This is a genomic window from Clostridium cavendishii DSM 21758 (genome assembly GCF_900141845.1).
Lineage (GTDB): Bacteria > Bacillota > Clostridia > Clostridiales > Clostridiaceae > Clostridium_AG > Clostridium_AG cavendishii.
This window is the reverse complement of the sequence record NZ_FQZB01000009.1, coordinates 256,374-270,175: the sequence shown is the minus strand read 5'-3', so window position 1 is coordinate 270,175 and position 13,802 is coordinate 256,374. Positions and strand designations below refer to the sequence as shown.

Here is a 13,802-nt window from a genome sequence, read left to right as displayed (position 1 = left end):
ATAAGTGTTTTTTAAAATGTAGTTTCTATTATTAAAATATTAAATTATTTTTATAATAATGTTTTATTTAGCGATAAGTAATTTCAATTTCGGGATATAAATTATTCTAAAAATACTCTGAAGAGTTAGAGGTGAAAAAATGGGTTCAAGTATATTTTATAAAGAGAAGAGTAAAATATTATATTTTATTTTAATATTAAATATAATATTTCCAATAATATCTATAGAAGGATTAATTCCTTGGACTATATGTATTTTCTTTATGTATAGCACTAAAAGAGCTATAAATGAAGAGGTAAATCCTATGAAAAAAGTAATTATATTTTTTATATTAAATGCTTTATCAATAGGGGCATATAATGTAATTGTAAATTTGGTATCAAATAATTTAGCAAAAATGCTTTTATAAAAAATAAGAAGTGGAAAATTTCCACTTCTTATTTTATTTCTTTTAAAGCTTTAGCTAGTTGATCAGGACAAGACGTAGTTTTATTACCACACTTAATGCCTTCTAATCTTTTGATTACTTCTGAAACTTCCATTCCTTCTAGTAGACTAGATAAGCCTTTTAAATTTCCATCACAACCGCCTAAAAAGCTAACATTTATAAGTTTGTTATCAACAACATCAAAGTTTATCTCTCTTGAACAAACACCATTAGTTTTAAAATTAATCATATAAATCCCTCCAATGTTATAATTAATCAATTAATTATAACATTATTCTTCTATAAGTGCATTTATTATTTTGGTATAAATATCCGAAGGATTTTCCTTCCATTTGTTGCACAAAGCAAGAGCTTGCTTTTTAGAAGCTACAGTCAATTTTAAATCAAGTAATAATACATCATTTTCAATGGCTTTTAAATTAATTAAAAATGAGTTGTCATTAGCTAATGTATAATCAGCAGTAATGTTCATTTCTTTTTTTATAAGTTCAGTTTTATTTTTTAAATATTCATCTATAATTTTTATTTTGCTTTTTGATATTCTATCATTAAAGAAATTTAGAACACTAAGTCCTTTATCTGTTAAATTAAAAACTTGCTTTGAATTATGTTCATTATACTTTAAAAATTCGGAACTTATAAGTTCTGATATATATTGTTGTAGTGTAAAATAATTTATAAAGCTATTTTCTAAAACTATTTCAGTTAATTGTGTATTAGAAATAGGATATTTTATAGACTTTATTATATATAAAAGTAAAAGTTTATTTTCAGCTAATTCTATTGTATTTTCATACAAGGCCAAACCCTCCAAACAAAACATGATTTATTTAATTATAACACATAACTTAAATATATGAAAAAATATTTATAAAATTATGTTATTTAGCATAAGTTTATAAGGAGTAGTATTTAATAAAAGGTGGTAAGGTGAGGAGGTTTAAAAATAAGGTAATAGTTTTTTTAGTTTTCATAATTTCTGTTTTAGTATCTATAGCTACATCTAATGATTTTGGAGTTTCTTTTACTAAGGCTGAACATAAGGTAATGCCTATATATGGTGTTGATATTAGTGAAAATGCAGTTGCATTAACATTTGATGTAAATTGGGCTGATAAAGATTATTTAGGGGATATACTAAAGATATTAGATAAACATAAGGTTAAGGCTACATTTTTTGTTATGGGTAAGTGGGTAATATATCCTGATGGAAATGTGGAAAAATTAAAAGCAATAAAGGATGGTGGGCATGAGATAGGAAATCATAGTTATGTGCATCCTGATTTTCAAAAGATAGATGAAAAAAGAATGAAGGAAGAAGTGAAAAGAACAGAAGATATTATTCTAGATAAGGTAGGAGTAAAGACTATACTATTTAGATGTCCAAGCGGTTCTTATAATGATAAGGCTATAAATGTAGTAAATTCATTAGGTTATAAGTGTATTCATTGGGATGTTGATAGTGTTGATTGGAAGGAGCAAGGGAAAGAAATAGAGTATAATAGGGTTATAAAGAAGATAAAGCCAGGTTCAATAATTTTATTTCATAATAATGCTAAGTATACGCCAGAAAATTTAGATAGATTATTAGAAGAATTAAACGAAAGACATTATAAAGTCTTGAAAGTTAGTGAAATTCTGTATAATGATAAGTATGGTATAAACAGTGATGGACGACAATATTTAATAAAGTAATGGAAAAATAAATAAATATATTGAAATTGTGGTAGCAAATGTATTATAATGGAAATGTAGAGAAATACTTAACAATTTATAATTTTATAAAGTACAAAAAAAATAATAGTATTAAATACCAAGGGAGAGAGGGGTTAAGATGGACAATTTGATGTTAAATAACAAAATTTACTTAGAAGGAACTATTGCAACTGGATTAGAATTTAGCCACGAAATGTATGGAGAGGGATTTTACACATTCGGGTTAGAAGTAATTAGATTAAGTGATTCAAAAGATTTATTAAATGTTACTATTTCAGAGAGATTAATTACAAACATGGATCTTGCAATTGGAAACGATATTATAGTTGAGGGACAGCTAAGATCCTACAATAAATTTGTAGATGGAAGTAATAAACTTATATTAACTGTATTTGCTAGAAATATAGAACCTTGTATAGAAAGAACTAAAAATCCAAACGAAATATTTTTAGATGGATATATTTGCAAAGAACCGGTCTATAGGACTACACCATTTGGAAGAGAAATTGCGGATGTTCTTTTAGCAGTAAATAGAGCTTATAACAAATCAGACTATATACCAACTATAGCTTGGGGAAGAAATTCAAGATTTTGTCAAACTTTAGAAGTTGGAGATAATATAAGAATTTGGGGAAGACTTCAAAGTAGAGAATATCAAAAAAAGGTTTCTGATACTGAAAGCATAAAGAAAATAGCTTATGAAGTATCTATTTCTAAAATGGAAAAAGTAAACAAAGAAAATGAAGAAGGAATAGACGCTGAGGTTACTTTAGAAGACCAAGGAGCAGTATAAATAAAAAAAGGGCTGTAGCTAATGCTACAGCTTATTTTCTTAAATCATCAAGAAGTTGAGTCTTATCTTTTGTCTTATCGTCTACTGATTTTATTATTTTGGCAGGTGTTCCAGCTACAACAACTCCAGCAGGAACATCAGAAACTACTACAGAACCAGCAGCAACAACAGAACCTGCGCCTATTTGAACACCTTCAAGTATAACAGCATTAGCACCTATTAGAACATCATCTCCAATAATACAAGGTGTTTTGCTTGGTGGTTCTAAAACTCCAGCGACAACAGCGCCAGCACCTAGGTGAACTCTATTACCAAGTTTACCCCTAGCACCAACAACTGCATTCATATCAACCATGGTACCTTCTCCTATTTCAGCACCTATGTTTATAACTGCTCCCATCATTATAACAGCATTTTTACCTATAGTTACTTTATCTCTTATAATTGAGCCTGGTTCTATTCTAGCATCTACGTCTAAAAGATTTAACATAGGAATAGCAGAATTTCTTCTGTCATTTTCCATTCTAAAATGTTTAATTTTTTCCTTATTAGCAAGTATTACTTTAGAGATTTCTTCACTTTCTCCAAATAAAACATAGAAATTAGAACCTCCATACCATTCTACTTTTCCAAATTCAGCACCGTCTAGATCTCCATTTACGTATACTGTTACAGGAGTAGATTTTTTTGATTCCTTAATAAATCTTGCGATTTCATAAGGATCTGTAAAATTATAACTCATAATTTATCCTCACTTTCTAAATAACAAGTATTATTTTAAAATATTAAATAACATTTAAAATGTCTAATATATTTTATTATAATAGAAAATCATTATTAGTAAAAGCATAATTTGTTTAAAATACCTATTTATATCAAGTGTAATTGTTTACATGAATAATAATCATTATTTAGGATTCAATTATTCTAACAAAAAGTTTGTAGATGTTTGTAAAGAGTGAATAGAGACTTTAAAATCATATAGAATCTTAAAGTTTACAATTTTATTATATTGTTAAGTTTTAGGTGAAATTATATGAGTTTCTAAGATTTATAATATTTATATAAGATTACTTTTTGTACGAATTTACAGTAAATAATAACTGTAGTATACTTTTAATAATTATTTAAGAGAGATTTAAAGGAGAGTCTAATAATGGGAAAACTTAAAAAAGGATATATTCAAATATACACAGGTAATGGAAAAGGAAAGACTACGGCTGCTTTAGGTTTAGGACTTAGAGCTTCGGGTGATAACCTTGTAACTTACATGATACAATTTTTAAAAAATAGTGACACGGGGGAACTTAAAGCAGTAGAAAATTTAGGAGGTAATTTCAAAATTTTTAGATTTGAATCACCTAAAGATTTTGTTTGGAATTTAAATCCTAATGAGATAGATATATTAAAAAAGGAAATAAATGAAGCTTATTTATTTGCAATGAGTGTTTTAGAAAAAAAAGAATGTGATATACTTATATTAGATGAAATAATGGGTGTTTTAGGAAATAAGTTTCTTACAGAGGAACAGGTTTTGACATTAATGGAAAAGAAACCGGATGATATTGAACTTGTTATGACAGGAAGAAATGTTCCCAAAACTATTGAAGAAAAGGCTGATTTAATAACTGAGATGAAGCCTATTAAACATTATTTTAATAAAGGGGTAGAAGCCAGGGAGGGAATAGAATATTAATGAATAAAAGAGTAGAAGCAGTTCAGATATCAGGTATAAGAAAGGTCTACAATAAGGCTTCAAAGTATGATAATGTAATATCGCTTACTTTAGGGCAACCAGATTTTCCAGTACCAGATATAATTAATAAAGCAATGATAAGGGCTATAGAAGATGGAAAAACAGTATATACATCTAATGCGGGTATATTAGAGCTTAGAAGAGAGATTTGCAATTATCTAAGAAAAATAAATATAAATTATAATCCAGAAGAAGTTATAATTACAGTTGGAGGTAGTGAAGGCTTATATGCAACCTTTATGGCTATATTAAATGAAGGGGATAAAGTTTTAATGCCTGCAATTGGTTATCCTGCTTATGAAAATATAACTAAAATGTTAGGTGGTACTATGTTAACCTATGATTTAAATGGAGATTTTTCAATAAATTTTGACAGTTTAATTCAAGGTTTAGATAATGGTGCTAAAGTTTTAGTGTTATCTTACCCAAGTAATCCATTGGGAGCTACCTTAAGCAAGGATGATAAGGAAAAACTTTATAAAATAATAAAGGATAGAGATATTTTAATAATAACAGATGAAATATACGCTTCACTTTGTTTTGAGGATGGATATAATTCCATAGCTCAGTATGAGGATATAAAAGAGAAGATAATTTATATAAGTGGGTTTTCTAAAATGTTTTCTATGACAGGCTTAAGGCTTGGTTATGTATGTGCTAATTCAAAGTATATAGATCAAATAGTAAAAGTACATCAATATGGAGTATCTTGTGCTCCATCAATAGTTCAATGGGCTGTAGTAGATGGATTAAAATATTGTATGAATGAAATTAATGTTATGAAAGCTTCTTTTATAGAAAGAAAGAATTTTGTATATAAAAAGCTTTTAGAATTGGGATTAGAAGTAAATGATCCTAAAGGAGCGTTTTATATATTTCCAAGTATAAAGAAATTTAATATGACTTCAGAGGAGTTTTGCGATAGGTTATTAGAAAGTAAAAGAATAGCTTGTGTTCCAGGAACTGCTTTTGGTGATAAAGGTGAAGGATATATTAGAATTTCTTATTGCTACTCTAAGGAATCATTAGAAAAGGCCTTAGAAGGAATAGAAGAATTTATTAAAGAACTATAAATTTTAAATACTAGATAATAATAGTAAGCAGGTTAAGGATTTTTCCTAACCTGCTTTAAGTTTAAAAATTTAAATATTTATATTTATTACATCCTCCATATTATAAATACCAGGAGCAGTAATATTAGCCATGTAAGCACAAGCTTTTAAAGCTCCCATAGCAAATACATCTCTAGACATGGCTTTGTGGTTTATTTCTATAATTTCTTGTTCACCAGCAAATATTACATCATGATCTCCAACTATAGAACCGCCTCTTACAGCATGAATGCCTATTTCATTTTTTTCTCTCTTAGAAATACCATCTCTACCTTGAACTAGCTTAGTTTGAGTATTTAATGAATCTTGAATTCCATGAGCTAATAAAAGAGCTGTACCACTTGGGGCATCTACTTTCTGATTATGATGTTTTTCTATAATTTCAATATCAAAGTTTTCATATAAAACTGGTGATATTTTTCTAAGCACCATATTTATAAGATTTATACCTAAGCTCATATTAGCAGATCTAAATAATGGTAAGCTTTTTGAAGTTTCATCTATTATAGCTAAATCTTCTTTAGTATAACCAGTAGAACAAATAACTACAGGTTTATTATTAGTTTTAGAAAAATCTAATATAGATTTTAAAGCGTCAGCTCTTGAAAAGTCTAATAATACATCATATTCTACATTGCAAGAATTTAAGTCTTCAAATACTGGATAATTAGTTAATCCATTATTGAATTTATCGATTCCTGCTACTATTTCTAGATTTGGGAACTTAAGTGCTAGATTTGAAATGACAGTTCCCATTTTGCCACAACATCCGTTTAAAATAACCTTAACCATAAAAATCTCCTTTATTATTTACATAAATTTTGTTTTATAAGCTCATTTTTAAGTTTTGAAAGGTGTGATTCTTCCATTTCATAAAGAGGAAGTCTTAAGTTACCTACATTATGTCCCATTAAATTTAAAGCGGTTTTGATTGGAATTGGATTTGTTTCTATGAACAAAGTAGTAATTAATTCTAATAAATCAAGTTGAAGTTTTAACGCTTCATTAGTTTTTCCATTCATATAAAGTTCACACATATCATGAACTTCCTTAGGCATAATATTCGAAATCACAGATACAACACCCATTCCACCAAGTGATAATATAGGAATTATTTGATCATCATTTCCAGAATAAATATCTATAGCATCGCCACAGATAGCTTTCATTTTAGCTATTTGACTAATATCTCCACTAGCCTCTTTTATAGCAACTATATTAGAAAGTTCACTAAGCTTTTTTAGCATAGTGGGGTTTATATTCATACCAGTTCTTGAAGGAACATTGTAAAGCATTATAGGAGTTTTAACAGCATCATTTATAGCTTTAAAATGTGCAAAAAGTCCTTTTTCAGAAGTTTTGTTATAGTAAGGAGTTATAACTAAAAGTCCATCAACACCTATTGATTCAGCCCATAAACTCATTTCTATACTTGCTTTAGTATTATTATTAGAAGTACCTGCTATAACAGGGATTCTTTTATTTATAGTATCTACTGTAAACTTAATAGTATCTTTCTTTTCAGTTTCAGTCATAGTAGAAGCTTCACCAGTTGTTCCGCAAACTACTATTGCGTCAGTTTTACTCTCTACATGCCATTCTAATAATTCTTTTAATTTATTAAAATCAACCCCATATTCATTAAACGGCGTCACTATAGCAACACCAGCGCCTTTAAATATACTCATATTTAATACCTCCAAAATGTGTTTCGTATTAATTTTAATATAATACAGTTCTTTACTTATATAATATATATATATATCTACTATAGTGCAAATTATATATAATAATCAAGCATTAAGTTCTATTAGGTAAATTGTGGATTTATCTAGTGGAAGTTATCCCTAGAAATGTAGTAATATAGGGGGTTGAGTGCAGTTTGTTTTAATTTTAGAATTTGACTTATGCTGATTTAAGTGTCACTATAAAGCTTTGAGTTTGAATTTTTGTTAATGTAACTTTCAATACTAAGAGGGGATGTTAATATGAGTTTTTTATTTTTAAAATTAAATAGTATAATAAAAAATTACTACATAAATATTATGAATAATAAATAATAAAAAGGCAATAATACTTAAGGATTTATTATAAAAAGTAAGTATTTATATAGAGGAGTTTTGGATATGAGTAAAACACCACTAAAAAAAGTAATAAAGTCAAAAATAAAAAGTAATAAAACTCTTACAGAAGCGGAAATATTAAGAGAAAAAATGAAATATGAGATAGCATCTGAACTTGGGCTTAAAGATAAAGTGGACGAATTAGGTTGGGGAGGGCTTACTGCTGAAGAAACAGGAAGAATAGGCGGTATAATGACCAAAAGGAAGAAAGAGAGAAAGATTCCTAGTAATGATGAGATTTTAGGAAGAAAGCCACCCATTGACGAAAAATAAAAAAATATATAATATGTATAAGTAGAAACTGGAATATGGGGGATATCTTATGGAAGCTTATAGTAAGATGGCAAAAGTGTATGATGAATTAATTTATGAGGATGTAAATTATGAAAAAATAGCTAACTTTATACTTAATTTATGTAATAAGATGGCCATTAATAAAGAAAATTATTTGGATTTAGCTTGTGGTACTGGAAATGTAGCGCAATATATAGGCAAGAATTTTAAATTGAATTATCTTGTAGATTTATCAGAAGAAATGCTTATGGAAGCAGATAAAAAGCTTAGGTTTTCAAAAGTTAAAGCAAAGATAATATGTCAAGATATGTGTGAACTTAATCTAAATAAAAAATTTGATTTAATAACATGTGTACTTGATTCTACTAACTACATATTAGAAGATTCTGAATTAGAGGATTATTTAGAAGGTGTACATCAACATTTAAATGAAAATGGAGTTTTTGTATTAGATATAAATTCTTATTATAAGCTTAGTGAAGTTTTAGGAAACAACATATATACATACAGTACAGATGAAGTGTTTTATAGCTGGGAAAATGTTTTTGAAGATGATATAGTAGATATGGATTTAACCTTTTTTGTGAAAAATGGAGAACTTTATGAAAGGTTTAATGAATTTCATCAAGAGAGAGCGTATAAAGAAGAATTTTTAGAAAAGAAATTTAAAAATGCTGGTTTTATCATAAAAGAAAAGTATAATGGATATTCAGAAGAAAAAGTTTTAAAAAATACTGAAAGAATAGTATATGTTCTAACTAAAAGTTTAGGTTATATATAATGTATATTTATGGAGGGAGTCTTAAATTATGAAAGATAAATTAATAAGAGCTACAGCTAAAGATGGTATGATAAGAATTATTGCAGCTACTACTACTGAACTTGTAAATGAAGGAGTAAAAATTCATGAGTGTACTCCAACGGCTGCAGCAGCACTTGGAAGAATGTTAACAGCAGGTTCTTTAATGGGAGCTATGCTAAAGTCAGAAAAGGAAATATTAACTCTTCAGATAAATGGAGGGGGAGAAGCTAAGGGTGTTACAGTTACATCTTATTCAGATTGCTCAGTTAAAGGATATATAGGAAATCCTAATGTAGATTTACCTTTAAATTCAAAAGGAAAGTTAGATGTAGGTGGTGCTATAGGTTTAAATGGTAGCTTAACAGTTATTAAAGACTTAGGATTAAAAGATCCATACGTAGGACAAGTACCTATATATACAGGAGAAATAGCTGAAGATTTAGCTTATTATTTTACAACTTCAGAACAAAATCCATCGGCAGTATCATTAGGAGTACTTGTAGATACTGATTATTCAATAAAAGCAGCAGGTGGATTTATTGTTCAAATGATGCCAGGGGCTGATGAACTTCTAGCAGATCTTTTGACATATAGACTAGAAGAGATACCTTCAATAACAAGTATGATAACAGAGGGTAAAGATATAAGAGAAATAATTGAATTCATATTTGAAGGTATGGATTTAAAAATAAATGAAGAAATTGCACCACTTTATAAATGTGATTGTTCAAGAGAAAAGGTAGAAAAAGCATTTATGAGTATTGGAATTAAAGACCTTACTGAAATTTATGAAGAAGGTAAAACAGAAACATTAAAGTGCCATTTCTGTAATACTAGTTATGAATTTACATCAGAACAAGTAGGAAAGCTTTTAGAACAAATAAAGAAATAAATTTGTTCTAAAATTTCAATAAAATAGGTTGACAAACTTCTTCTTAGTTCATATAATAATATTGTCCAAGGAACGAAGGAGATTTTGTTCAACTCGCGGAAGTGACTCAATGGTAGAGTGTCACCTTGCCAAGGTGAAAGTTGCGGGTTCGAATCCCGTCTTCCGCTCCATATATGGCGCCATAGCCAAGTGGTAAGGCAGAGGTCTGCAAAACCTTTATTCCCCAGTTCAAATCTGGGTGGCGCCTCCATATAGAACCCCTGAAACGACTACGTTTCAGGGGTTCTATTAAATTCATAATTTTTATTTTACTAGTCAAAACTGTCCTCTGACTGTCCTGTTAGGACACTTTTAAAATTGGAGATAGTAGCGAAGAGTAAAAAAATAACCTCCTCAGTGCGAATGAGGAGACTATTTATAAGTACATATTATTTTAGTGATTTTTTTCTATTGCTTTATCAAAGATATGAGCAGTAGATTTTTTTATTTTCATTAATTATATATATTTTAATAAAGTATCTAAAAAAGGTATTATGAGGATGCTTTTTTATAATGGTCTATACATTAAAAAATTTATTCGTTGTGACATTCATGTTCATGACAAGAATCACCAGAATCTACAAGAGATCCTTCAATCCGTTTTAAAGCTACAGTTTTTATATCTCCAGAGCATCCACGAAGTACTTCTATTTCTGCATTATTTAGTACTCGTACAGCCCCTTCACCCATATTACCTGCCAGCATAACTTTAACACCTATATCAGCAAGAGTTGTTGCTATATTTGATTTACAACCACAACCTACTGGTGATGGAACTGTTTCAGAAGAAACTATTTTTTTAGTCTTAGTATCAACTGTGAAAACAGTGAAGTATTCACAGTGTCCAAAGTGATCATCAATATTATTATTACGTGATGGTAATGCAATTTTCATAATATAAACCTCCAAAGTAGGATGAAGTAGCATAATAATAAGAGTTATTGTCATATGCCCTTTATGCATTATAATAAACTTACAAAGAATATATGTCAATAAATTAATGCAGCGAATATAACAGTTCAAAATATATATAACTAATCACATTTAAAGATATCAATAGAAAAAACTTGCGTAATAGTAATCACTGATTTATAGTATATAGTGTAATGAAAATGCAAATTACTTGCAAAAACTAGATTGATGTCGAATAAATAAAATTAAACATTGTGTGTTATATACATGAGATATATTACGGAGGCGTATAAGTATGAAAACAAAAATTGATATAATTTCAGGATTTTTAGGATCAGGGAAAACTACTTTAATAAAAAAGTTACTTAAAGAAAAATTACATAGCGAAAAGATAGTGATAATAGAAAATGAGTTTGGTGAGGTTGGAATAGATGGAAATATATTAAAAGAGTCAAAAGCTGAAGTAAAAGAAATTAATTCAGGCTGTATTTGTTGTACTCTAGTGGGAGATTTTGAAAAGACACTTAAGGAGGTTGTGACAAAGTATAAACCTGATAGGATAATTATAGAGCCATCTGGAGTTGGTAAGCTTTCAGATGTAATAAAAGCATGTAGCACAAGACAATTAAAGGATTCTATAACTATTAACATGACTATAACAGTTGTAGATGTTCTTAAATATCAAGTATATTTGGCTAACTTTGGCGAGTTTTTTGAAAATCAAATAAAAAATGCAAAGACGATTATTTTAAGTAGGACACAAAAAGTGGACAGTAAAAAGCTAGAGTCTGTTGTTGATTCCATACATAAGTTAAATAGCAAGGCAAAGGTAATAACAACAGCATGGGAAAGCATAAATACAGATATTATAATTGCTGTTGCTGAGCAAGATACGTTAATATCCTTAGAGCAACAGATTAAAAGAGCACAGAAAGTTGTTATAAAAGAACATTCTCATTCTAAAGAATGTAAATGTGGCTGTAACCATAATCATAATGCAGATGAAATTTTCGAAGTTTGGAGTATAGAAACACCAAAGTTATATAAAGAAGAAGAACTAACTGAAATATTAAATGTAATGGAAAATAATAAATCTTATGGATTTATATTAAGAGGAAAAGGAATTTTACAAGTTGATAAAGATAAATGGATACAGTTTGATTATGTTCCTGGTGAATTTGAAGTAAAAAATATAAGTCCTGATTATACCGGAAGATTATGTATAATAGGCACGGATTTAAATAAAAACGAAATTCGTAAATTATTCCATATTTTATAATAAACGAGGTTTGTAATTATGAAAATAGCGGTAGACATAATAACTGGTTTTCTAGGGGCAGGTAAGACGAAGCTTATTAACAGTATGCTTGAAAATAAGGATTTGTCAAAAGAAACAATAGTTATAATACAATGCGAAACTGGAGAAACAGAAATAACCTGTAATCTTATAGAAAATAAAAATATAGTTATTAAAAATATAAATAAAGAAATTTTGTTAGATGCTAAATATATAAATAATCTCGTTAAAGAGTATCAACCCAATAGAATTATTATAGAGGCAAATGGTATGGAGAAGCTTCAAAATTTATTAAATACTTTTGACGATCCCAACATAAATAGACTTTGTCTCCTAAATAGAATTATAAATACTATTGATGCTTTAACATTTGATATTTTTATGAATAATATTAGTTCAATACTTGTAGATCAGATTTCAAACAGTGATTTTATTGTGATAAATAATACGGATAATTTTACTAAAGAAAATTTAAAGAATATTAAAAAGACTTTAAAAAGAATAAATAAGTCTGCGAAAATAGTTAGATCAACGTTAAATGAAGAAAACATGATTATATGTGATGATAAAATTTTAAGCATAGAAAATAGTGAAAAGCTATCGAATCTCTCTGATAAACTTATTATACCCTTTTTGATTTTATGCTTTGGATATTTAATATTTTCTGCTTTAAAACCAATAGAATTTAATATGAACAGAATTTTATCATGGCTACAAGTGTTTAATACAGTATTTTTAGGTATCTTAGTTCAGGCATTTCCCTTTATATTAGTTGGTGTATTTATTTCGGCTATAATACAGGTATTTGTATCAAGTGAACTAATAACAAGATTTTTCCCGAAAAAGATGGGTTTAGGATTTGTTGTTGCTATATTTGCAGGATTTCTTTTTCCAGTATGCGATTGTGCCATAGTGCCAGTGGGCGCAAGGCTTGTTAAAAAAGGTGTGGCTTTGCCAGTAGCTATAACCTTTATGCTTACTGCGCCTATTGTAAATCCAATTGTTATTATCTCTACATTATGTGCTTTTCCAGGGCAGACTTATATAACATTGTACAGAATATATTTTGGTATTGTAATAGCACTTTTAGTAGGTTTAGTATTTAGAATCTTTCCAGAACAAAATAGCATTCTTTTAAATAAAATGGATACACTTACTTGTGGTTGTGAGTTTTGCAGTGATAATAATAGTAAGGGTATGCTTAAAAAAGTAGATACAATTTTTAAACATGCAGGAGTAGAGTTTTTTCAGGTAGGAAAATTTTTAATTATGGGTGCATTTATTTCTAGCATGATGCAGACTATAATTCCTAAAAATATTCTTGCAAGCTTAGGTGGAGGCGCTATTAGTTCACTATTAACAATGATGATGTTAGCTTTTATTCTTTCAGTATGTTCTACTTCCGATGCTTTTATAGCAAGAACCTTTATTAATCAGTTTCCTATGGGATCAGTAATTGGTTTCTTGATACTAGGGCCTATGGTAGATATAAAGAATTTACTTATGCTTTTGGGGAGCTTTGAAAAAAGATTTGTTGTTAAGCTTGTTTTGATTATATTTACAGTTTCTTTTGTAATACTATTATTTGCAACTAAATTATTTCAAGTGAGGTGATAAT

The 13,802-nt window shown here is 28.4% G+C and carries 16 protein-coding genes and 2 tRNA genes; 12 read left to right on the top strand and 6 right to left on the bottom strand.

Translation table 11 applies throughout. The features are described from left to right. The first annotated feature begins 139 nt into the window (after window positions 1-139). Entirely contained in the window at window positions 140-409 is a 270-nt protein-coding gene (locus BUB01_RS11500) for a hypothetical protein (protein ID WP_072987551.1), read from the top strand. 28 nt (window positions 410-437) lie between these two features. Here the strand turns inward: BUB01_RS11500 and BUB01_RS11495 are convergent, their stop codons facing one another. Next, a complete protein-coding gene (locus BUB01_RS11495; protein ID WP_072987547.1) occupies window positions 438-677 on the bottom strand; it encodes a TIGR03905 family TSCPD domain-containing protein in 240 nt (79 codons plus the stop codon). Between the two features lie 42 nt (window positions 678-719). Next, window positions 720-1,247: a DUF4364 family protein gene (locus BUB01_RS11490; RefSeq protein WP_072987544.1), complete on the bottom strand. Its 528-nt coding sequence runs from the start codon at window positions 1,245-1,247 to the stop codon at window positions 720-722. Between the two features lie 131 nt (window positions 1,248-1,378). Here BUB01_RS11490 and BUB01_RS11485 point away from each other — a divergent pair, with 131 nt between their 5' ends. Both BUB01_RS11485 and BUB01_RS11480 read left to right on the top strand, forming a co-directional pair. Continuing rightward, window positions 1,379-2,143 carry a polysaccharide deacetylase family protein gene (locus tag BUB01_RS11485; protein WP_143152487.1) on the top strand — a complete coding sequence of 255 codons (765 nt, stop codon included), beginning with the start codon at window positions 1,379-1,381 and terminating at the stop codon, window positions 2,141-2,143. Between the two features lie 139 nt (window positions 2,144-2,282). Continuing rightward, window positions 2,283-2,957, top strand: coding sequence for a single-stranded DNA-binding protein (locus BUB01_RS11480; protein ID WP_072987538.1), 675 nt, complete (start codon window positions 2,283-2,285; stop codon window positions 2,955-2,957). A 31-nt stretch (window positions 2,958-2,988) separates the two neighbouring features. Here the strand turns inward: BUB01_RS11480 and dapD are convergent, their stop codons facing one another. Further along, window positions 2,989-3,699 carry a 2,3,4,5-tetrahydropyridine-2,6-dicarboxylate N-acetyltransferase gene (gene dapD, locus BUB01_RS11475; protein WP_072987535.1) on the bottom strand — a complete coding sequence of 237 codons (711 nt, stop codon included), beginning with the start codon at window positions 3,697-3,699 and terminating at the stop codon, window positions 2,989-2,991. Window positions 3,700-4,113: 414 nt separating this feature from the next. Between dapD and BUB01_RS11470 the strand changes: the two genes are divergently transcribed. Together BUB01_RS11470 and BUB01_RS11465 are read left to right on the top strand one after the other, a co-directional pair. Continuing rightward, complete coding sequence (locus BUB01_RS11470; RefSeq protein ID WP_072987533.1) at window positions 4,114-4,653, top strand: cob(I)yrinic acid a,c-diamide adenosyltransferase; 540 nt, start codon at window positions 4,114-4,116, stop codon at window positions 4,651-4,653. After that, window positions 4,653-5,786 (top strand): pyridoxal phosphate-dependent aminotransferase, encoded by a 1,134-nt coding sequence (locus BUB01_RS11465; protein WP_072987530.1) that lies wholly within the window; start codon window positions 4,653-4,655, stop codon window positions 5,784-5,786. Before BUB01_RS11470 ends, BUB01_RS11465 begins: the two co-directional genes overlap by 1 nt. Before the next feature lie 69 nt (window positions 5,787-5,855). Here BUB01_RS11465 and dapB read toward each other — a convergent pair whose 3' ends face one another. Continuing rightward, a complete protein-coding gene (dapB, locus tag BUB01_RS11460) occupies window positions 5,856-6,617 on the bottom strand; it encodes a 4-hydroxy-tetrahydrodipicolinate reductase (protein WP_072987527.1) in 762 nt (253 codons plus the stop codon). A 14-nt stretch (window positions 6,618-6,631) separates the two neighbouring features. Further along, window positions 6,632-7,513 carry a 4-hydroxy-tetrahydrodipicolinate synthase gene (dapA, locus tag BUB01_RS11455; RefSeq protein WP_072987524.1) on the bottom strand — a complete coding sequence of 294 codons (882 nt, stop codon included), beginning with the start codon at window positions 7,511-7,513 and terminating at the stop codon, window positions 6,632-6,634. A 438-nt stretch (window positions 7,514-7,951) separates the two neighbouring features. Here dapA and BUB01_RS11450 point away from each other — a divergent pair, with 438 nt between their 5' ends. From BUB01_RS11450 to BUB01_RS11430, 5 genes are all read left to right on the top strand, one after another. Continuing rightward, complete coding sequence (locus BUB01_RS11450; RefSeq protein WP_072987521.1) at window positions 7,952-8,221, top strand: alpha/beta-type small acid-soluble spore protein; 270 nt, start codon at window positions 7,952-7,954, stop codon at window positions 8,219-8,221. Between the two features lie 49 nt (window positions 8,222-8,270). After that, window positions 8,271-9,023 carry a class I SAM-dependent DNA methyltransferase gene (locus tag BUB01_RS11445; RefSeq protein ID WP_072987518.1) on the top strand — a complete coding sequence of 251 codons (753 nt, stop codon included), beginning with the start codon at window positions 8,271-8,273 and terminating at the stop codon, window positions 9,021-9,023. A gap of 28 nt (window positions 9,024-9,051) precedes the next feature. Then, on the top strand, window positions 9,052-9,936 hold the full coding sequence (gene hslO / locus BUB01_RS11440; RefSeq protein WP_072987516.1) for an Hsp33 family molecular chaperone HslO: 885 nt from the start codon (window positions 9,052-9,054) through the stop codon (window positions 9,934-9,936). A 95-nt stretch (window positions 9,937-10,031) separates the two neighbouring features. Continuing rightward, window positions 10,032-10,106, top strand: a tRNA-Gly gene (locus BUB01_RS11435). Between the two features lie 5 nt (window positions 10,107-10,111). After that, window positions 10,112-10,186: transfer RNA gene (locus BUB01_RS11430), tRNA-Cys, on the top strand. A gap of 323 nt (window positions 10,187-10,509) precedes the next feature. Here BUB01_RS11430 and BUB01_RS11425 read toward each other — a convergent pair. Further along, a complete protein-coding gene (locus BUB01_RS11425; RefSeq protein WP_072987513.1) occupies window positions 10,510-10,869 on the bottom strand; it encodes a NifB/NifX family molybdenum-iron cluster-binding protein in 360 nt (119 codons plus the stop codon). Window positions 10,870-11,182: 313 nt separating this feature from the next. On the opposite strand from BUB01_RS11425, the gene BUB01_RS11420 reads away from it, so the two are divergent. Further along, the gene (locus BUB01_RS11420; protein WP_072987510.1) at window positions 11,183-12,166 is read left to right on the top strand and encodes a CobW family GTP-binding protein; all 984 of its coding nucleotides are present in this window, start codon (window positions 11,183-11,185) and stop codon (window positions 12,164-12,166) included. An 18-nt stretch (window positions 12,167-12,184) separates the two neighbouring features. Then, entirely contained in the window at window positions 12,185-13,798 is a 1,614-nt protein-coding gene (locus BUB01_RS11415; RefSeq protein ID WP_072987508.1) for a permease, read from the top strand. Window positions 13,799-13,802 lie beyond the last annotated feature (4 nt).